Raw genomic sequence first — 19,937 nt, 5'->3', positions numbered from 1 at the left:
AGCAGGCAGGGGAGGCAGGTAATATCTATTTTGAATGAATCAAGGTCCGGGGTCAATCTTCAACTGTTGTCTGACGGGTTGGTTTTTCAGCTGTTCAGAGGGATGGGGAGTAGGCAACTCAGGGGTTGTCTGCTAGGATATCGCACGCCTCGAGATCAGGAATGCACTACTATTTGAAATCAGCTGTATCAGGAATATATGGAATCCTGCTGACTTTCAACTGGTCATGGAGTCGCAGGTGAGAAGGAGTGAATATGATCAGTTCCGATCGGAATAATTTCTGGAAGGATGCATTTACCCTGCACGGGTCGGTTACACCTCGGGTGATTCCTTACGTACTGGCATTCTCTCTGATTGCCCTGGGGATTTGCGTGTTCGCCTGGTTTGTGGAACGCCTGTTCGACTCTCGCATTGGTATCATCCTGGCACCTTACGAATTTGCTGGTGTGGCGCTGGGGCTGCTGCTGGTTTTACGGACCAATGCCGGCTACGACCGCTGGTGGGAAGCCCGGGTCTTATGGGGAGGCATCGTGAACCAGACCCGCAACCTGGTGATCAGCTCTTTGACATATGGTCCCCAGGACAGTCAGTGGCGGGAACAGGTCGTTCGCTGGACTGCGGTTTTTCCGCATATTGCCCGCTGTTCTCTGCGGGGACAACCTCCTTCTAAAGAAGTCGTGGCACTGGTCGGGGAAGAGGTTGCAAAACAGATTGAGACGTCTGCCCATATGCCGGGTTATGTTGCCTGGCGACTCGGTTTACTGTTGGAAGAAGGCTGCCAGAAGTTTGGAATGGACCGATTCGCTTTCCGTCAGATCGACGAACAGCGGGCGCGGCTCATTGATCACATCGGGGGGTGCGAGCGGATTCTGAAGACTCCCCTGCCGATCGTCTACGCGATCAAAATCAGACGGTTCATCACGCTTTATCTGTTAGCGCTTCCATTAGCACTGCTGCACCAGACGGAAAGTGTCTGGGCTATCCTGCTGATTCCGACGGAGGTGGCGCTGGTGGCTTATCCTCTGATCTCACTGGATCAGATTGGCGTTGAATTGCAGAATCCCTTTGCCGATCGCAATCTGAGCCACCTGCCTCTGGACGATATTTCGAATACCATCGAAAACAATGTGCAGGGCTTTCTGCAGTTGAGTGAGGAACAGACTGCCGCTATCCCCGACTCACAGGTGGATTGACCTTCTACGTTAGCAGGGCTTGCCAACAATTTCGGTCCCGAGCATTTACCAGAAAACTTAACTGATTTCAGGCAGGCGTTCCGATAAATCTTACATGCGGAGCCTGCGATTCAGTACGAAGCCGATCAGAGTGCAAATTTTACGCAGTTTACCTTGTGTGATTTTCTGGTGCTCTGTTTTCTGCTGCGCTGGAGTCGGCTTTGCAGATGAGGAATCGATTTTCATTGAACAGAGTGAAATCGGCAAAACATTTTCGGATGTGGATGACTCCAGTTTACAGGTTGATCCGGTTCGAGGGCTGTATTTTTCTCCCTGTTGTGGCACCCTGTTTCAATGGAATGCAGGCCCTGAATGTTCTGGAGGACCTCAACTGGATCAGCCTCTGCAGACCGACCGTCCCAACTTCACTTCGACTTCGGTGACTGTGGGAAAAGGGGTGACTCAGATTGAATCTGGTTACACTTACATGAAAAGCAATGAGACAGGTCAGGATGTCAGGTATCAGTCGTTTGGTGAATTCCTGTTTCGACAGGGCATTCTGGCGGACTGGCTGGAGTTTCGGGTCGGGTTTTCTCCCCTGCAACAGACGGCACAAATCGGCAGTTATCAGAACAGCACATTCGGTACCGATGATCTGGATCTGGCGCTGCAGTTTGCTCTGACCCCTCAGGCAGGAATTCTGCCGGAAATGGCTCTGATAGTCTCGATGAGTGTTCCGACAGGCAGCCCCGCGTTTACGTCGCATCAGGTCGAACCCGGTGTCGATTTGATCTATGCCTGGCAGTTGAACGATTTCCTGTCCGTGGCTGCTTCCACGCAGGGGTATGGTAATGTTGATGACAGTGGCAGTTCCTACCTGGAGATGGCACAGTCCTGTTCGGTGGGCTATCAATTGACCAAATCGTTGGGGGCTTATACCGAATGGTTTGCCTTGATTCCCAGTGGAGCCCGGACTGCGAGAACCGAGCATTACTTTGACGCCGGATTTACTTATCTGATCAATAACAACGTGCAACTTGATATGAGTGCGGGAGTCGGCTTGAGTGAAGCCGCTGCCGACTTTTTTGCCGGCGCAGGTCTATCGATCCGCTTTCCCTGAGCGCTGCTCGGGCAGACATACTCAGCGTTTAATCCCTTCGACAATGCAGAGGTCGGACGATGTCGGGATTACCCGCGTCATTTCAAATCCGGCCCGGTCAAACAGAGAACGAAAATCCTCAGCGGTGCGTTCCTTACCACCAGTGACCAGCAGCATGATCAGGTCCACGAACTTACCCCAGAAGGGCGCATTACCCGGCTGGATGACACTTTCCAGAATGAGCAGTTTTCCCTGGTCCGGCAGGGCCGCGTGACAGTTTCTGAGGATGTTGAGCGATTTTTCATCGTTCCAGTCGTGGATAATGTGCCGCATGAGAATGGCATCCGGTCCGCGGGGGATAGATGTAAAAAAATCACCGCCCACAAGATCACAACGGTCTTCCAAACCTGCCTGTTCGATTTGAGGCTGGGCACGCTCAACCACGTGCGGCAGGTCAAACAGCTGACCATGCAGGTCCGGGTTCGCCTGCAGGATGCCTGTCAGATGCAGGCCGTTTCCGCCGCCGACGTCTGCCAGGATCTGGATGCCAGAAAAATCATATGTATCGAGGACCAAATCGTTTCCCCGACCATGAATGCCGGTCATGGCTCTGTCGAAAATCTTGGCCTTGTCCGGATGTTCTGCCAGAAATTCAAAGACGGATTTCCCCCAGATTTTGTCGTACGCGGGTTTGCCGGTCTGCAGGCTGTAAATGATTTCGCACCAGGGACGAAACTGGTCTTCCCCGTTCATGATGGCACAGGCCTGTTTGGATTCGGGATGATCGCTGCGCAGTGGTTCTGCCAGCGGAGTCAGTGAGAACTCTCCCTGTTCATTCTCCGCGAAGATGCCCACACTGGCCAATGCGCGTAACAGGCGATAGAGCGACTCGGCATCCGTGTTTGTGGCTGTAGCCAGTTGTTCTGCAGTCTGGGGACCCGAGATTAACAGATCAGCGATTTCCAGTTTCGCGGCAGCGTAAATGCTCTGCGAGATGCAGTAGCCGGTAATCATCTGCTCCAGTTGTTGCGGGTAAGCCTGATCCGTCATCTCTTTGTCTCCTGTAATCCTTACTCTGGCGAGCGGGGAGATTCATTCTCTCTGACAGGCAATCTTGAACCGAAACTATTTTTTGACGAATTCGATGATACTCAGTTCGGATTCTGTGGGAATGATACGCACCAGTTCAAAGCCCGCCTGGTCAAACAGTGCGCGGTACTCATCTGTCGTCCGTTCCTTGCCTCCGGGAATCATCAGCATGACCAGGTCCAGAAACTTACCTGCAAAGGGGTCGTTGCCTGCGGGAATCACACTTTCCACGATCAGCAGCTTACTACCTTCAGGCATGACCGCATGGCAGTTTTTGAGAATCGTGAGCGACTTTTCGTCATCCCAGTCATGAATGATATGCCGCATGAACCAGGTATCTGCATTCGCGGGAACGGATTCAAAGAAATTTCCGCCCACCATTTCACAACGATCGTCCACACCTGCCTGTTCAATGTGAGGCTGAGCCCGTTCCACTACATGAGGCAGATCGAACAAGATACCTTGCATGTCCGGGTACTTTTGCAGGATATGGATGAGGTTCGATCCATTTCCACCACCCACGTCGACCAGAGTCTCGATGCCCGAGAAATCATAGGCCTGCAGAATTTCGTCAGTCTCTCGACCGTGGATGCCGGTCATGGCTTTATCAAAGATCTGACCTTTATCCGGATGCTGGGACAGGTATTCGAAGATCGGTTGTCCAAATACCTTATCGAATGACGTCTTCCCGGTCTGGACGCTATACATGATTTCGCTCCAGCACTGAAACTGCTCATCGCCTGACATCATGGCCAGGGCACGTTTCGAACCGGGAACATCGCTGCGCAAATATTCCGCCATCGGTGTCAGGGTGAATTCCTGCTGCTGGTTTTCTGCAAAGATCCCCACGCTGGCCAGTGCACGCAAGACTCGATACAGGGCACCGGCATGGGTTTCAGTAGCAACTGCCAGTTGTTCGGCTGTCTGCGGTCCTTCTGTCAGCAGATCGGCAATTCCCAGCTTTGCAGCTGCATAAATGGCCTGGGAAGACCAGTAGCCGGTAATCATCTGATCGAGTTGCTGATGCAGTGCATGCTCCGTCATGTTTTCATCCTGAAAGAGTGAATGTTATTTCTTTCCGACCGGCGGTGGTTGCGGGCGGGAAAAAGTCAATTTGTCTGCCGTCGATTCATCGGGCTGGTATTCATACCCATCCAGGTTGAATTCGGTCAGTTTTTCCGGGGTGTCGATACGGTTTTGAATGATCCAGGCCGCCATTCGCCCCCGCGCCTGTTTTGCGAACAGGGCAATTGTGCGTGATTTTCCATCCTTGATTTCTTTGAAAACCGGCGTGATGACCGGACATCCCAGCAGTTTGGGTTTGACTGATTTGAAATATTCATTCGAAGCAAGATTGACCAGGGCCTGTTGTTTCTGTTTTGCTAGATCAGACTTGAGTGATTCCGTGATTTGATCGCCCCAGAAATCGTAGAGAGTTTTCCCCTGGCGTGTAGACAGGCTGGTTCCCATCTCCAGTCGATAGGCCTGCATCAGATCCAGCGGTCGCAGGACGCCGTACAATCCGGAGAGAATTCGCAGGTGATCCTGGGCAAATGCGAGATCGCGGGCCTTGAACTGGCTGGCCTGCAGTCCCTGGTAGACATCTCCATTGAAGGTCAGGACCGCCTGTTTGGCATTGTCTGTCGTAAAGGGGCATGACCACTTATTGAACCGTCCGTGATTCAGCTCGGCCAGATCGTCGCTGATGCCCATCAAGTCACTCAGAGATTTGCGGGACATTCGCTTCAGCTTTTTGACGAGTGTTTCTGCTTCCTCCAGGAACTCCGGTGTCGAGTATTTCGAAGTCTGTTTCTGCGGTTCCAGATTCAGTGATTTGGCAGGGGAGAGTACAGTCAGCATGATCACAATCCATCTATCGTCGGGTAGTTTGATTTCGCGTTGGTTATAGATCGCGCATGCCGGAATGTCAATAATGAGAATCCGTGTACTCTTATGGTTTGATCGACTGATAGTATTTGATCATCGCTTCCACCTTGTCGGTCTGAGGATGGAGTGACCCCCAACGGAAGACCATCACCCCGGTGGCGGGTAGCCGCGTGCCATGCTCCAGCACCGGCTGGACCTGTTCGACGGGAACCGTTTCTCCCCAGTCCGAGAGTTGCACGATAGGCCAGATCTTGTGCCGTTCCCCGGGAGTACCTTTAATCCCCAGATATTTTCCCAGCCAGGCGGTCTGCCGGGAAATCCAGGCGGGATCCTGCGGGTGATTGAAGCGGGCGTGGTAGGGCATGATGCTGAAGACATCGACATATTTCGCCTGCGCTTTAAGGTCGATGGCCAGTTTGTTTTTCAGCGCTCCCTCGAACTCGGTATCGGTCCAGGGGCAGTGAAAAGTGCCTAACAGGGCTTGTGGTCGTGTCTCGTCGATGATTGAGCGGAATTCGCGGACCCAGTCGGTAAAAACGTCACACCGCCACTGCGTCCAGACCGCTTTCTGTTTTCCCAGTAGCTGCTGAGCGAGCTGGGAGGTCGGGGCGTCCGGCAAACTGGTTTTCGTATCACGCTGGAACTGTTTCAGGCAACGTTCACAGAAGCAGGTGTCCGGCATGTCAGGTTCTGCCCGTTCCCAACTGGCATGGCTGTGATGATAGTCGAGCCAGATGCCGTCAATGTCATATTCTTTGAGGACGCGGCGGAATTCATCCATCCGGTATTTGCGATAGCCGAGGTGGGTCGGACAGATTCCCTGCCAGCCGTGCGGGGGCGGGCAGATCTTTCCATCCACGCCGATCGGGGCGGCATCCGGGTGTTCTTTCAGATAACTGGTGACATGCATCGTGTTGAACTCGGCAAAGACGTTCGCCCCCTGCTGCTTCAACTGCTGAATCCGATCCTGTGTCAGACTGCCCGATCCCATAAAGATGGCATTCACCCCCAGTTCGGGCAGCGTCCGGTTTTGCTCCAGCAGTTGCGTGGGGGCACCACCATAGATGCCCCGGATTTTGATGTGGGGGCGTGGCTCTGTTTCTGGCTCAGCTGAACGCAGAACGACACTCTGCAGCAGGAGTAGACAGACGGTTAAGTAGAGAGTCCATTGGAAAAAGTGGGTCATGGTCGTGCCTCGCAACAGGGAATGCATCAGTTTGGGGGATGGTTTTGTACGATCTTTTTGAGCCAGTTTCGTGCCCGGGTCCGTTCGGGAATGTCCTTCAACACCCATTCATCGGAATGATTGGGATAGGGGAGTGCCATAAAGGTAAACTGTCCCTTGGCTTTTGAGTCTGTGAGAAATGCTTCGGTCTGACGCGTGCTTAGTTCGTGGCTGATGAACTGGGGGCGCGTGCCCCAGCGAGCCAGTCGTTTTCGGGCAGACACTGCATCACTGTCCGAGTAGTTCCATTTCCGCACCCCATCATAATGGCTGTGTGGCAACATCGCTTTCCAGAGAGCTGCGATTTCAGCGTCACGGAGACCAATATAGTTACAGGCGATCGCACCACGGGAGAAACCAGTGAGGAATACATTCTCCGGATCGCCACCATATTCCCTGCAGATGCGGGCAACGGTCTGTTTACAGTAATCTGCGGTGGCAGCGGGATCACCCCACCATTTGATCGCATGTTGGCCGGTCTTCGGATTGACGAAAGGCAGACTGACCCAGATCATGCCTTTCCCCTCGGAGAGACCATATCCCAGTTTGCAGTCCTGGACGCGGCCTCGGCTGCGATCGCCCAAGGCATTGGAATATCCGCCGTTTCCCGGGTATTCCATCATCACGGGATATTTTCTGTCCGCCTGCCAGTCTGGAGGGAGATACAAAGCGTGGGCGATCTCTGTCTTCTCAAAACCGGCATTGGTCTGCCAGACTCGTTTACCGGGTGCGGGGTCTCCGTGTGTGACGGCAGGAACTTTGAGATCCGAGGGGAGGTCATTCAGATTCACCGGATCGGCTGCCTGTAGTTGGAAACTAAAACAAAGCAGGATCAGTAATGACTTCAGCGGTGACATGCGGCTTTGCCTTTCTGATTGCGTTCAGTTCGTCTGTTGAAAGGCAGGGGCATCAGGATCGCCGCCCGCTTTGAGGTAGGCCAGCAGGTCCAGAATTTCCTCTTGCGTGAGGACATTGATCAGGCCGACCGGCATCGGAGAGGTTTTTGAAAGGAGAGACTCTTCGATTTCCTCACGGTTAACCGGGACAGTTGTCTGGCGAATCGGATCGGTTTCGACGGTGATGGCAGTTTTGCTGACGCCGACCGGTCTGCCCGTCACGACTTTACCGCTGCTGAGTACATAAACGGTATGCAGGTATTTGGGATCCATCACTTTGGAAGGGGAAATAATCGATTCGAGTATGGCCCGGCTGTCGAAACGTTTGCCTACGTTGGTGAGATCCGGTCCAATCTGTGCGCCTGTGGAACCGATGCGATGACATTTGAGACAACTGGCTGCCAGCAGCGCCTGCCGTGCGTTCTGGAAAGAGCGTCTGGTCGCCACTGATGAGAGATGCGGTTCCAGATCGGTCAACTTCCATTCTTTGACTACGGGACGCGCGGGAGTGAGCTGTTCTTCAACCAGGGGCTTGTCCAGGGCGGCGATTTCTTTGCTGTACTGCTGCTGTTGCTGATCAGAGAGCGTTTTCAGAAAGTCTTCACGAATGTCCCGCAGGCGTTCGGTCAGCTGTTTGCCGCCTGTGAAACTGCGTGCCTTCCCCAGCCAGATGAGAAACTGACGTTGCTGCTCTGGAGTCCAGCCGCTCTGCGCATAAGCCAGGGTGCGGGCTGTCCGAATCTGGTCTTCCTGGGGAGACGCATCAGTGAGCAGAGTAAATGCTTTGGTGACGACTGTATCGTCCTGCAGATAAACCAGCAGTTCACACAACATATGATTCGCACTGCTGGTGGGATGGGGGAACAGTGGTTTGAGGCGGTCCTGGAGAGTGGAAGCCTGCTGTTGGTCGGGACCACCAAGTCGAATCAAGCAGAGTTCACAGGCTCTGAGCAGCGCCAGGAGCTGTTGCTGCTTCAATGTGCTCAAATCGATCCGGTTCAGAGCCGTCAGGACTGCATTCCGATCTTGAGGAGTCCCCGCATGGCACAACGCGATCAAACCAGCAATCGCAGCGGTCGGGGCTGTTTCGGAAAGGGCCCGCTGACGCCAGCGGGAAACGTCCTGGTTTTCCAGTGCCCGACGGGCCGTGAAACGCAACCAGCGGTCTTCACTGTTTAAATGTCTCCAGAGTGTGTCGATTTCAGGGACCGGTCTGGTGAGATATTGTTCGAGGTTCCGTCTGAGCTGTCGGGCAGCAGCTGCCTGCTGCCTGTCTGTTTCGCTGACCTGGGGGGCTTTCGACTTTGTTTCCTGACCGGGTAGCGGAGTCACCCGGTACAGCCCGGATTGGGATCCGCGCCCCCCGGTAATGAAATAGAGTGCGCCGTCGGGACCAAACTGCATATCACAGACATTGAGAGGCCCCCCTTCCAGAAAGACTTCGTAACGACAGGTATAGCTGGCTCCGGTAGGAATCAGATCCACGAGCAGGATGCGTCCATTCTGCCAGTCCGCGATGTAGAGCGCTTTTTTGAAACGGTCAGGAAAACGGCTGTCTGTGCCGAAGACCATTCCCGTGGGAGATCCCAGGCCGGTATTCAGCGTACTGGGCAGACTGTCTGCATAGTATTCGGGCCATTTTCCGGTTCCCCACCGCCAGCCATATTCACCGCCGGGGATAATGTGATTGATGCGGGTGGGACGGTACCAGGGCTGTCCCACGTCCCATTCCATGTCAGCATCGTAGGTAAACATTTCCCCTGCGGGATTGAATGCCATATCGACCTGGTTGCGAAATCCACCTGCAAGAATTTCCCAGGTCTTGCCTTCCGGATCCGTTTTCAAAATATAACCGACGCGATTGTCCTGTCCCGCGTCGTGTGGGTTGGGGAGCAGCTGATCGTTCTGTGGATCGCGGTACGGTGAGTCTGGCGAGACTCCTTCCGGAAAAGAGACGTCATTGCCGACGACCAGGTAAATCTGCTGATCCGGCCCCAGCACGAGTTGATTACTGCCGTGTCCGAAGCGACTGCGGTAATCCAGTTTTTTTAAAAGTTGACGCTGATTGAACTGGCCGTCACCATTGGTGTCCTGGAAGCGATGCAGTCCCTGGCCGTTGGTCTCGCTGATATACAGGCTGTTGTGAGCATACAGTACGCCGCGACAGTGTTTGAGTTGGGTATCGATTTTTTCGAATTTGATTCTGGCGGGATCGTCATTCAAGGTCAGTCTGCCCAGGCCGACATCGTCCAGTCCCAGGATCAGTCGTCCCTGATCGTCAAAGGTCATGCTGATCCAGGAGCTTTCGCCCTGCTGGGCGGAGCGGAGCAGTTCCACCTGAAAGCCCGGCTGTACGCGAATTGAGCTGATCGGCGTGGCCTGTTGTGCCGCAGCCTGTGTGGTCAGGGGGGCTGCCAGGCAGAGGAGAAGTGTCGTGAGACGATTCAGCATCGAATTACTCCTGCTTGAGTTTCAGAATGGCGAAGACCGGACGGTGATCCGAGGCCAGCGGTTCGGCAATGACTTTGGTTTCGATGACTTCGAATTTCGTTGCGGGACGATAAAAAACGTAGTCGATGCGGGACCGGGGCTTTGTGGAAGGCGCAGTCGGAGTGGCATCCTTATCGATCGCGTTGGTCCACTGCTTGAGCAGAATCTGGATGGGCTCTTCATCCGGGCGGGCATTCATATCGCCGGCGAGGATCGTGGGTATGTCTGATTTGGTCGTAAAGTAACGATTAATTGCTTTGGCCTCGGCGACCCGGTCCTCGTGGACGTTGTGCTGAAAGTGAGTGCTGATGAATCGCAGTGGTTTATCGCCAGGGCCCTTGACGGTGACCACAATCGCGCCGCGCGGATAGGTGACCAGTTTAGGGGTACTTTCGGTGTAGGGGAGTGGCTGAATCATTACGTCCAGAATCGGAAGCCTGGTCAGTACTGCGTTGCCAAACAGGCCGCCTTCATAATGCTGTGTGGGGCCGAAGCGGACTTCCAGACCGGTCAATTCCGACAGGCGTTGCGCTTCGTGTACTCGATCAGAACGCTTGACTCCCACGTCCACTTCCTGCAGGGCAACCAAGTCCGGCTTCGTCTGCTGGATGACCTTCGCCAGCCGGGCGACGTCATATTTTCCGTCTGTCCCCTGTCCATAATGAATATTGTAACACAGGACCCGGATCGTATCGGCTGCCTTCACATGTTGTGTATTTGTATTGAGACAACAAAGAAAGGCAATCAGGCCGAGCCAGAGGAATCGTGTGTATTGAGAACGGATACGGGAAAAAAAAGACTTCAGCATGATTGTCAGTTCCTGAGTGAATCCGGTGTCGCAGGGCTCTATCCAGGGAGGTCAGAGCGGAAAGTCATTCTCCTTACTATGAGAGAGCGACGCCCCTGCGTCAATCGTCGGTCGTTTTTTAGTAGGACGTTCATGAGAGTCTGCAAAACGAAGAAAACAGTTTTGCAGACCTCTGGAGAAAGTTGTGAAGCAACTTACACCCTCCTGGGGCAGAGAACCGGAGCGTTACATTCTTTCTTTTGAAATCTTCCGGTTTTCTGAAAAAAGAATGGTATACCTGAGATCACACCGGCGAATTAGTAAGGACATTTCATTTTTTCGACATTCAATCTTAATAATTCGCCTGTAGGATTCCCGCAGCTTCGGAGTGCGAACGATCCTTCCTTCCGATTATTGGTCAGTCAAGACCTGCATCGGCATCAAAGTGCCTTGAAACGTTGAGACATTCTGTTTTTTCTGTTCGTTTTTTGGGAGTTGCTTTGATGCTTCTTCGCTTTTTGCGCCCTGTCGGTGCGCGTACTGGTGAGTCAGTACATCGTCGTGGTTTTACTTTGATTGAGTTGCTGGTGGTGATTGCGATCATCGCTATTCTGATTGCATTACTGTTACCCGCTGTCCAGCAGGCCCGTGAAGCCGCTCGCCGCAGCCAGTGTAAAAACAACCTCAAACAGCTGGGGCTGGCACTGCAGAATTACCATGAAACCCATGGTGTGTTTCCTCCGGGAGGTGTGATTGGAACCTGTGCCGGGAGTCCTCCGACTAATATTTCAGGCATTCAGGAGTGCAGTGGACAGAGCCTGGGAGGAAACTGGCTGCTTTACATCTTGCCTCAGATGGAGCAGAGCCCCCTCTGGGAGAAAGCAGCTCCGATCTTGAATACCAATAATCCGCTGGACAGCATGAATAATGTTTTTGGGCATTATGCTCCTGCAGCCTACCGTTGCCCCAGCCATCCCTGGGATCGCCGCAGCAATGTCGCATTTCGTGCTCTGGAACACATGTCACGCGGGAACTATGCCGCAAACTTTGGTTCTGGTGATCTGACAGCTTCGTACACGAATACCAACGGGGGCGTGTTTACAATCAACTCCGCAATTGGTATTCGCGATATCAAAGACGGTACCAGCAACACACTGTTGACTGGCGAAGTGAATTACATCAATGACAACACTTCTGATGTTCGTGGAGCCTGGGTCTACTCAGGAATGGGTGGGTCCTCCTTCAGTACAGGCCGGAACCCGAATTCGACCACTGCTGACATTCTGGCCAGCTGCAGCAGCACCACAGAAATGCCCTGTACCGCTGGTAACGATGGGACACAGATCGCCGCGCTCCGCAGTCAACATGTCGGTGGCGTACAGGTCGGTCTGGCAGATGGTTCCTGCCGGTTCATTTCTGAAAATATCAGCCAGGCTATCTGGAATGCTCTGGGAACCCGTAATAACCGGGAAGTCATCGATAACTTCTAGGCCGATTTCGGTTCCATTCAAGTACTAAAGACAGCCGGAGAATGACTCAAGCTTCATTCTCCGGTTGTGTTGTTCTTTCCAAAAGTAAGGGAAAAAATCGTGAAAAAATTCTATCTGATGCTGCTTTGTTTATTCTGTCTGACCCTGTCTGTCTCTGCCTGTTCTGGAGAACCAGAAGAAGGTGTCCCCGGGGATTCCACACCGACTCCCGAATACACCGATCCATAAGCCGTCGCTGCTGACAAAACGACTCACGATGACACTCTGAATTTGTCTGATTTTATTTTTTTATTTCTGAAAAGGAGAAGATGATGCAACGCCCATTTTCGTCCGTGTCTGTCAGTTCTGAATCAGAAGTTGAAAACCGCCGGCGCGGTTTTACTCTGATCGAACTGCTCGTTGTGATTGCGATTATCGCGATTCTGATTGCTTTGCTCCTGCCCGCCGTCCAGCAGGCTCGAGAAGCGGCCCGTCGCAGCCAGTGTAAAAACAACCTCAAACAGCTGGGGCTGGCTCTGCAGAACTATCACGATACACACGGCGTCTTCCCGCCGGGTGGGGTGATTGGCCTGTGTGGTGGTACTCCCCCCACAAACCTGACCGGGCTCCAGGAATGCACCGATCAACACAGCCTGGGAGGAAACTGGCTGCTCTACATTCTGCCTCAAATGGAACAGAGTCCTCTCTGGGATAAAGCGGCCCCCGTGTTGAACAGTCGCGACCCACTGGACTATATGAATAATATTTTCGGTCATTATTCACCTGCTGCTTATCGCTGCCCCAGCCATCCCTGGGATCGCCGCAGCAATGTCGCTTTCCGGTCCCTCGAGCATATGTCTCGCGGTAACTATGCTGCCAACTATGGTAAGGGGAACTTGACCGCTTCCTACACCAATTCCAGTGGTGGGGTATTTACGATCAACTCATCCATCAGCATTCGGGACATCAAAGATGGTACGAGTAACACTCTGCTGACCGGGGAATTGAATTACATCAATGATAATACCTCAGACGCCCGTGGTGCCTGGGTTTACTCTGGCATGGGAGGCTCAGCCTTCAGTACCGGACGGAATCCCAACAGCACTACTCCAGATATTCTGCCGAAATGTTCGAGTACCACAGAGATGCCCTGTACTGAAGCCAATGATGGAACTCAGATTGCTGCCTTACGGAGTCAGCATGTGGGGGGCGTGCAGGTTGGCCTGGCTGACGGCTCCTGCCGTTTTATTTCAGAGAATATCAGTCAGACGATCTATCAGGCGCTGGGCACCCGTGCCAACCGTGAAGTGATTGATAACTTCTAAGACAGACCGGAATCGACTGGCTGTCAGTTACGCAAATCGCAACCGGAGGATCTGCCTGAGTCGCAGCCTCCGGTTGTTTTGATTGGTACGTCCTGTATGTATAGTGTCTGGTCGGCCCCATTCTGAAAAAAACGGGGGTCAGGGTTTAGTCTCGTCACTTCAGGACGTAACATATTACTAAAGAAAGTTAATATCTTTTGATTCATCACAAGGATTTTTCAATGAGTCGCTTATCCATGACAAAATTACTGCTGGCAGTCCTGCTTGTGTTCAGTCAGCAGGGGCAGAGCCAGGCTGAATCCAAAACGGCTGAAAAGACGGCTACCGGAGTTGTCTTTCACGATGCCAATCAGAACCGTAAATTTGATGCAGGCGAAAAAGTGCTGCCGAACGTGTGTGTGTCTAACGGCCTGAAGGTCGTCCGCACTGACGAAAACGGGAAGTACGAATTACCCGTCACCGATGACACGATTCTGTTTGTGATCAAACCAAAAAACTGGCGTACTCCGCTGAGTAAAAATCTGACTCCGGAGTTTTATTACATCCATAAGCCGAAAGGTTCTCCCAAGTTCAAATATGCGGGAGTGGAACCGACTGGACCGCTGCCGGAATCTGTCAATTTTCCGCTCTATCCTCAGAAAGAGCCCGGCCAGTTTCGTGCGATCTTTTTCGGAGATCCTCAACCTCGCGATCAGAAAGAGATCGACTACATCGCGCATGATGTGATTGAAGACCTGGTCGGGACGGATGCCTCATTTGGTGTGACACTGGGAGATATTCTGTTTGACGATCTTTCGTTATTTGAATCGCAGGCGCGGGGTGTCGCGCTGCTGGGGATTCCCTGGTACAATGTCATCGGAAACCACGATATCAATTATGATGCGCCCAATGACAAATTGAGTGACGAGACATTTGAGCGGGCATTCGGGCCATCCTATTATTCATTCGATTACGGCACCGTGCATTTCATCGTGCTGGACGACATCGAATGGATTGTAAGCGAGGAAAACAAGGCTAAGAACAAAAAGAAAAAAGGTCACTACCAGGGGGGACTGGGCAAGGAACAGATCGAGTTCGTCAAGAACGATCTGCAGCAGATTCCCGAAGATCAGCTCGTGGTACTGATGATGCATATCCCGCTGGTGGGAGTGGAAGATCGTCAGGATCTGTATCGCCTGATTGAAAAACGTCCGTTCTGTATGTCGATTTCAGGACACACGCATCATCATGAACACCGCTTCATAACCAAAGAGGACGGCTGGCGTGGTCCCAAGCCACACCATCATATCATCAACGTGACCGTCAGTGGCAGCTGGTGGTCCGGTGCTCCCGATGAACGGGGGATCCCGCATACAATGATGGCAGACGGGGCTCCCAACGGGTATTCGATCATCACCTTCGACGGCCAAGAATACAATCTGGATTATCGGGCCGCCGGCCGTTCTGCAAAATACCAGATGAATATCATCGCCCCGGAAGCAGTCACCGTCGATCAGGTGGGAGAGACCGATGTGATGGTGAATGTATTCAACGGATCCGAAAAATCCACAGTAGAAATGCAGATTGGTCCCTCAGGGAGCTGGGCACCCATGGAACGGATTGTGGCCATCGATCCCAGCTTTAAAAAGCTGTCTGAGGCAGAAAATGGCGTGGACGGAAAGACCTATCGGGATCTGCCCAAGCCTAAGACATCAACACATCTCTGGCAGGCAAAGCTGCCCGATGGCCTGAAGCCGGGGACGTACCTGATTCGGGTCCGTACCGTGGAGATGGATGGCGATGAGCACCTGGGAGGACGCGTCATTCGAGTTCTGCCGGCCAAACCAGCTGAAAAAACGGCTGCCACCGCTGTGACTGAGAAGTAAAGCGGTTGCCAGTTGAGTGTCTGAATTGATAGAGCCTGTGAAGTTATTTCACAGGCTCTTTTTCTTTAGAAAGAGGGCAGACTCTGATCAACGCTCGGAGATCAGGACTTTATTGACTTTCTTGTGACAGTTGATGCAGGTCATTGTAAGGTGCAGATAACTGAGTGAGGCGCCATCAATATTTTTCTCTTTGGCGAATTTGATCACCTGTCGCGCGGCGGAACGGAACTCTTCGCTCTGGCGGGCAAAGATGGGACCTTCAATCACCTGCCATTCGGTGGCATTGCTCATTTCAATCATCTTTTTCGCCCCCTTCTGCATCTTATCGTAGTCTTCAATCATGAGACCTTCGAGTACGAGCTGGGAGCTGGAGAGCTTTTCACGCATGAATTTGCTGAGTTTTTTCTCCCCGTCCAGTTCATCTTTATCTGGTTTACTGTCGCACTTTTCGGAGTCGACAGCGTGAGCGAACTGCGTTTCTTCTGGAACAGTTCCCAGCCCCAGTAACAGAGCACCACAAATCAGATAGCAGACTATTTTAGGCATGGGTAAATCCTTCGATTCAAGATCAGGTGAGAATTGAGTGCGACGCCAACTAATCGGACTTCCATGTCTGCTATTGTAGCCTCCCGGCAGGAAAGAAATCAATCTGAGTTTCAGTGAATCCCTGCGGATTGCACCAGCGTCGGTCTCTCGGCTGAAGCTTACTCAGGCAGTGGTGTCTCGCCGGGCAGCCGGGAGAGCCCTTTTTCTTTCGGAATGAAGTAGGGAATCAGTTCCCCCATCAGCCGGTTTTGGAGTCCTTCAAACATCTGCTCACGGGCAGCCTGTTCTGTCGCATTACGCAGGATCAGAAACCGTGGATTGACGAGAACCTGTTTTGACCAGAGGGTGCGCTTGGATGGTTTGTCAATCCAGGACAGTTTAAAAGCCGCTGCCGTGGTCTGCAGCGTTTCCCCGGTTGGAGTTCGACCCAGAGGATTTCCAGCAGAGGGTCTGGTCCGTTTGGACATCTGCAGCTTGTTGCCTTCCTGTTCCTGGTACTCCATCTGGAACACCAGGGGCTGGTCTGCTGCGACCTCCAATCCATCTGCTTCGAGACGTTCCTGGAGAACCTCCTGCAGAACTTCTTTGACCTCGTCTGCCTTTCCGAATTTAATTGCACCGACATTAATATCGATGCTGACTTTCGTCCCTGCGCCGAGGATTACATCGGATTGACTCTGGTAGGCAGCCAGGCTGTCGGTGATCTGTTTTTCCGGGAGCGGCACGGTGACCAGCTGCGGTTTTCTGTTACGTTTCAGGCGTCCCTGGGCATCCTTCAGGGCACTGTCCGTTCCTGCGAACAGATAATGGGGAGTCAGATAGAGCGGTCTGCGGATAATCACATTGGGCGGTGGTTGGAACAGCCAGACACTTCGCTGCGTCTGTCGATCGACGAGCAGGGCACCGTAGAGCAGAAAACTTTTGCCGGAGGGGGTCAACTCCAGATTGTTCCCGCTGTAGGAAGGCTCACGAAACTGTTCGCTCAGGTTTCCGGCGACTTGAAATTTCCGCTCTGGCTGACCATCTTTCAGGTTGATGATCCAGACCTCTGTCTGACCTGACTGGGTGAGCAGCAGACCCAGTTCTTTTCCATCCGTGGAGAAGTTCACTGTACTCAGTGAGTAGTATTTCGCACGGGGATCAAGATAGCTGCCATCCAGTTCTTGCTGTGTGAGCAGTTTTAAAGTCTGCAGATCATAGAAGAATATTTTGTTACTGGCGTTCGTTACCAGGTAGTGACCTCCCGGGCTGATCGCATAGCTGTGGCTGGCGAATTCCGTTGATTTGATCTCCACTTCCTTGTCCAGTTTACCGGTCTTCAAGTCCCAGCGTTTGAGAATGGTTTTAAACTTGTTGTCTACGTTGCGAATCAGTTGGACGAAGGCCCATTGATCCCCACAGATTTCATAGAGTGAAATGACCGTGCGGGGCGCGTCGATTTCCATTTCAGAGATGATTTTACCAGTGGTGGTATCCCAGCAGATCAGTTTCGGTATGTTCGTGTCTCGTTCGAGAATTTGTGCCAGCAGATATTTACCATCGACGCTTAATTTGAATTTTGGCGACAGGATCAGCCACTCTCGAGGAGGTGTAAAGGTAAGCTCGCCAATCTTTTTCTCGGTTGCCAGATTCCAGATCTCAAAGTGATGCAGATTGCGATTTTTATAATGCACGGCGACGACAGGGCTGGAACTGCTGGGCACCACCAGTTCCTCTTCTGCATTCTTCAGATCAATTTTCAAGCGGGACGATTCCGGCCAGTCGGCGGTAATCAGGGGCGGATCCACCAGGGAAGTCCACTGCTGTTGTGGTTGAGACGGGGGATTCGGAGTGGCATTGACGGGGGCCGGTTTTTGCTTTGCCTGTGGTTTGCTGTCTGGTTTCTGTTCCGGTGGGGCGTTAGTTTTCTCCTGCGTTTCAGCAGGGGCTGCCGCGGGAGCCGATGCAGGCTGTGCTTCTTCAGGGACCACTTCCTGTGGCTCCTGCTGAACGACCTGCTCGGGTTTTCCGCCTCCCACTAAAGAGCGAACCAGGAAATAAGAAACAAAAAATGCAAGTCCGAAAGCACAGATCCCCACGACGATGGCTACTGGACTGTTGGAACTTTTCGAAGTCTGTTTCTTTTTAGAACCGCTGGAAGATTTCTGTTTCCGTACGGGGCGGGAGGAGCGTTGGTATACTTCTTCATCCTCCTCGTAGAGATCGTCCTGCAGATCATCATCACCAGAGGGGACCCGCATCTTTTGACCACAGGATTTACATTTCAGAGTCTGTCCTGCGCGATCATCGCGGACGTTATATTCCTGGAAACAGAATTCGCATTGGAATTTGATCATGACGAGGCCCTGCCACAAGAAAGATCCAGAAAGAAGTGAGATGAAAACGGATCCATTATTCTGCAGTTAAATGATCCAGAAGTCATTACAGGAACGCAAGCAGAAAATCCTGTTTTTGCCTGATTCTCCGAGCGGACTGGGGGAATCTTAAGCTCTGCCGGTGGCGTACGTGCTTTTCCTCTGTCTTCTGATATAATCGGAACTGTACCCGCCTGAGTCGTCAAAATTCAGTTCGTTAGCATGAGGATACCGATTGTGCCTTATTCCAGGATGCGTTTATCTTTTGTGAGCCTGTTTGTTCTCAGCATCTGTGTGCCTGTTTTTCAGACAGAGACAAATGCAGCAACGCGATCGCCGGGTGATCGTCCCAATCTGATTGTGATCATGGTCGACGATATGGGGTATGCCGGAGTGAGCTGTTTCGGCAATCCTTACTTCAAAACTCCCGAGATCGACCGGCTGGCAAAAGAAGGGTTAAAGCTGACTGACTTTCATTCCTCGGGTACAGTCTGTTCCCCCACTCGTGCCGGCCTGCTGACCGGTCGCTATCAGCAGCGGGCGGGAATTGAGGCGGTGATTCATCCCGTCAGCGATCATCCCGAGCACCGAAAAGGCCTGAAACCAGTTGAAAATACGTTCGCCGAATCGCTCAAGCAGGCCGGGTATCGGACCGGTTTGATCGGGAAATGGCACCAGGGCTATCCGCAAAATTCGGATGAGTATCATCCCGATAATCACGGCTTCGACACTTTTGTTGGCTATCATAGCGGGAATATCGACTTCATCAGTCACGTGGGCGATCATGTGAAACATGACTGGTGGCACGGGCGGAACGAGACAAAGGAAGCCGGCTACTCGACGCATCTGATCAATCAGTATGCGTTGCAGTTCATCAAGGACAACCAGGATCGTCCCTTCTGTCTGTACCTCGCACATGAGGCGATTCACAACCCCGTGCAGGTCCCCGGCGATCCCGTACGTCGCACTGAAGAGGAAGGCTGGAAACGCTGGAAGCCGGCAAATGAAGCTGAGCGCATTGAAAAGTTTAAGGGGATGACGTTGCCGGTTGATGAGGGCGTTGGTCAGATTCGAGAGTTCCTGGTCAAATCGGGGCTCGACAAAAATACCTTTGTGCTGTTCTTCTCTGACAATGGACCCTCGCGCGATTTTCCCAGTGGCAGTCCGAAGCTGCGGGGCTGGAAAGGCTCCGTCTATGAAGGGGGGCACCGTGTGCCTGCCATCGCCTGGTGGCCGGGACGGATCAAGCCGGGGACCGTTTCGAAGGTGCCCGCCATCAGTATTGATGTCATGCCGACCCTGCTGGGGATTGCCCAGGTCACTCCGCCTGAAGATCGTCCTCTGGATGGAGTCGATCTGTCCCCGGTCCTGTTTGAGCAGCAGGGGTTGCCGCCACGTCCCCTGTTCTGGGCTTCACTTTCCAACCGGGGAGGCCGGGCCGAAGCAATGCGGGACGGCCCCTGGAAACTGGTGGTGCAGCATCCCCGCGCCACGCCGGGCACGTTCGAAAATGAAAAAGTAGAACTCTATCGGCTGGATCAGGATCCGGAAGAGAAAGCAAATCTGCTCAAATCCAAACCGCAGCAGGCTGCGAAAATGCTGAAACAACTCAAAGCCTGGTATCGCGATACGCAATCCACAGCAACCCCACAGACAGGGGGCTGGTTGTCGAAAGGGAGTTGAATCTGGTTGAAATTTTCTAAATCCGGGCTTGTGCTGTTTATCGTAAAACG

At 52.8% G+C, this 19,937-nt stretch carries 15 protein-coding genes; 6 read left to right on the top strand and 9 right to left on the bottom strand.

The features are described 5' to 3' along the window. Positions 1 to 254: 254 nt before the first annotated feature. Positions 255 to 1,193, top strand: coding sequence for a bestrophin family protein (locus Enr10x_RS22015; RefSeq protein ID WP_145112727.1), 939 nt, complete (start codon positions 255 to 257; stop codon positions 1,191 to 1,193). 259 nt (positions 1,194 to 1,452) lie between these two features. After that, complete coding sequence (locus Enr10x_RS22010; RefSeq protein ID WP_197997326.1) at positions 1,453 to 2,292, top strand: transporter; 840 nt, start codon at positions 1,453 to 1,455, stop codon at positions 2,290 to 2,292. Between the two features lie 21 nt (positions 2,293 to 2,313). Here the strand turns inward: Enr10x_RS22010 and Enr10x_RS22005 are convergent, their stop codons facing one another. From Enr10x_RS22005 to Enr10x_RS21975, 7 genes are all read right to left on the bottom strand, one after another. Beyond that, positions 2,314 to 3,321 carry a methyltransferase gene (locus Enr10x_RS22005; RefSeq protein ID WP_145112723.1) on the bottom strand — a complete coding sequence of 336 codons (1,008 nt, stop codon included), beginning with the start codon at positions 3,319 to 3,321 and terminating at the stop codon, positions 2,314 to 2,316. Positions 3,322 to 3,396: 75 nt separating this feature from the next. Next, entirely contained in the window at positions 3,397 to 4,404 is a 1,008-nt protein-coding gene (locus tag Enr10x_RS22000; protein WP_145112721.1) for a methyltransferase, read from the bottom strand. Positions 4,405 to 4,428: 24 nt separating this feature from the next. Further along, positions 4,429 to 5,220, bottom strand: a complete 792-nt coding sequence (gene yaaA, locus Enr10x_RS21995; protein ID WP_145112719.1) for a peroxide stress protein YaaA — start codon at positions 5,218 to 5,220, stop codon at positions 4,429 to 4,431. Between the two features lie 91 nt (positions 5,221 to 5,311). Further along, positions 5,312 to 6,433 (bottom strand): glycoside hydrolase family 10 protein, encoded by a 1,122-nt coding sequence (locus Enr10x_RS21990; RefSeq protein WP_145112717.1) that lies wholly within the window; start codon positions 6,431 to 6,433, stop codon positions 5,312 to 5,314. A 26-nt stretch (positions 6,434 to 6,459) separates the two neighbouring features. Continuing rightward, positions 6,460 to 7,329, bottom strand: a complete 870-nt coding sequence (locus tag Enr10x_RS21985) for a hypothetical protein (protein WP_145112715.1) — start codon at positions 7,327 to 7,329, stop codon at positions 6,460 to 6,462. A gap of 24 nt (positions 7,330 to 7,353) precedes the next feature. Further along, on the bottom strand, positions 7,354 to 9,819 hold the full coding sequence (locus Enr10x_RS21980; protein WP_145112713.1) for a c-type cytochrome: 2,466 nt from the start codon (positions 9,817 to 9,819) through the stop codon (positions 7,354 to 7,356). Between the two features lie 4 nt (positions 9,820 to 9,823). After that, positions 9,824 to 10,666 carry an endonuclease/exonuclease/phosphatase family protein gene (locus tag Enr10x_RS21975; RefSeq protein WP_145451388.1) on the bottom strand — a complete coding sequence of 281 codons (843 nt, stop codon included), beginning with the start codon at positions 10,664 to 10,666 and terminating at the stop codon, positions 9,824 to 9,826. A 482-nt stretch (positions 10,667 to 11,148) separates the two neighbouring features. Here Enr10x_RS21975 and Enr10x_RS21970 point away from each other — a divergent pair, with 482 nt between their 5' ends. The 3 genes from Enr10x_RS21970 to Enr10x_RS21960 all read left to right on the top strand — a co-directional run bounded on the left by Enr10x_RS21970 (position 11,149) and on the right by Enr10x_RS21960 (position 15,304). Then, entirely contained in the window at positions 11,149 to 12,135 is a 987-nt protein-coding gene (locus tag Enr10x_RS21970; protein WP_145451387.1) for a DUF1559 domain-containing protein, read from the top strand. A 308-nt stretch (positions 12,136 to 12,443) separates the two neighbouring features. After that, positions 12,444 to 13,439, top strand: a complete 996-nt coding sequence (locus tag Enr10x_RS21965; RefSeq protein WP_261343245.1) for a DUF1559 domain-containing protein — start codon at positions 12,444 to 12,446, stop codon at positions 13,437 to 13,439. Positions 13,440 to 13,660: 221 nt separating this feature from the next. After that, a complete protein-coding gene (locus tag Enr10x_RS21960) occupies positions 13,661 to 15,304 on the top strand; it encodes a calcineurin-like phosphoesterase C-terminal domain-containing protein (protein ID WP_145451386.1) in 1,644 nt (547 codons plus the stop codon). Positions 15,305 to 15,391: 87 nt separating this feature from the next. Here Enr10x_RS21960 and Enr10x_RS21955 read toward each other — a convergent pair whose 3' ends face one another. Both Enr10x_RS21955 and Enr10x_RS21950 read right to left on the bottom strand, forming a co-directional pair. Further along, on the bottom strand, positions 15,392 to 15,850 hold the full coding sequence (locus Enr10x_RS21955) for a hypothetical protein (protein ID WP_145451385.1): 459 nt from the start codon (positions 15,848 to 15,850) through the stop codon (positions 15,392 to 15,394). Positions 15,851 to 16,008: 158 nt separating this feature from the next. Beyond that, complete coding sequence (locus Enr10x_RS21950) at positions 16,009 to 18,186, bottom strand: hypothetical protein (RefSeq protein ID WP_145451384.1); 2,178 nt, start codon at positions 18,184 to 18,186, stop codon at positions 16,009 to 16,011. A 285-nt stretch (positions 18,187 to 18,471) separates the two neighbouring features. Between Enr10x_RS21950 and Enr10x_RS21945 the strand changes: the two genes are divergently transcribed. Beyond that, positions 18,472 to 19,887, top strand: a complete 1,416-nt coding sequence (locus Enr10x_RS21945; RefSeq protein WP_197997325.1) for a sulfatase-like hydrolase/transferase — start codon at positions 18,472 to 18,474, stop codon at positions 19,885 to 19,887. The last annotated feature ends 50 nt before the right edge of the window (positions 19,888 to 19,937 follow it).

The sequence above is a fragment of the Gimesia panareensis genome (genome assembly GCF_007748155.1).
Lineage (GTDB): Bacteria > Planctomycetota > Planctomycetia > Planctomycetales > Planctomycetaceae > Gimesia > Gimesia panareensis.
The sequence above is the reverse complement of the archived record's forward strand: the minus strand, read 5'-3'. Positions and strand labels throughout refer to the sequence as shown.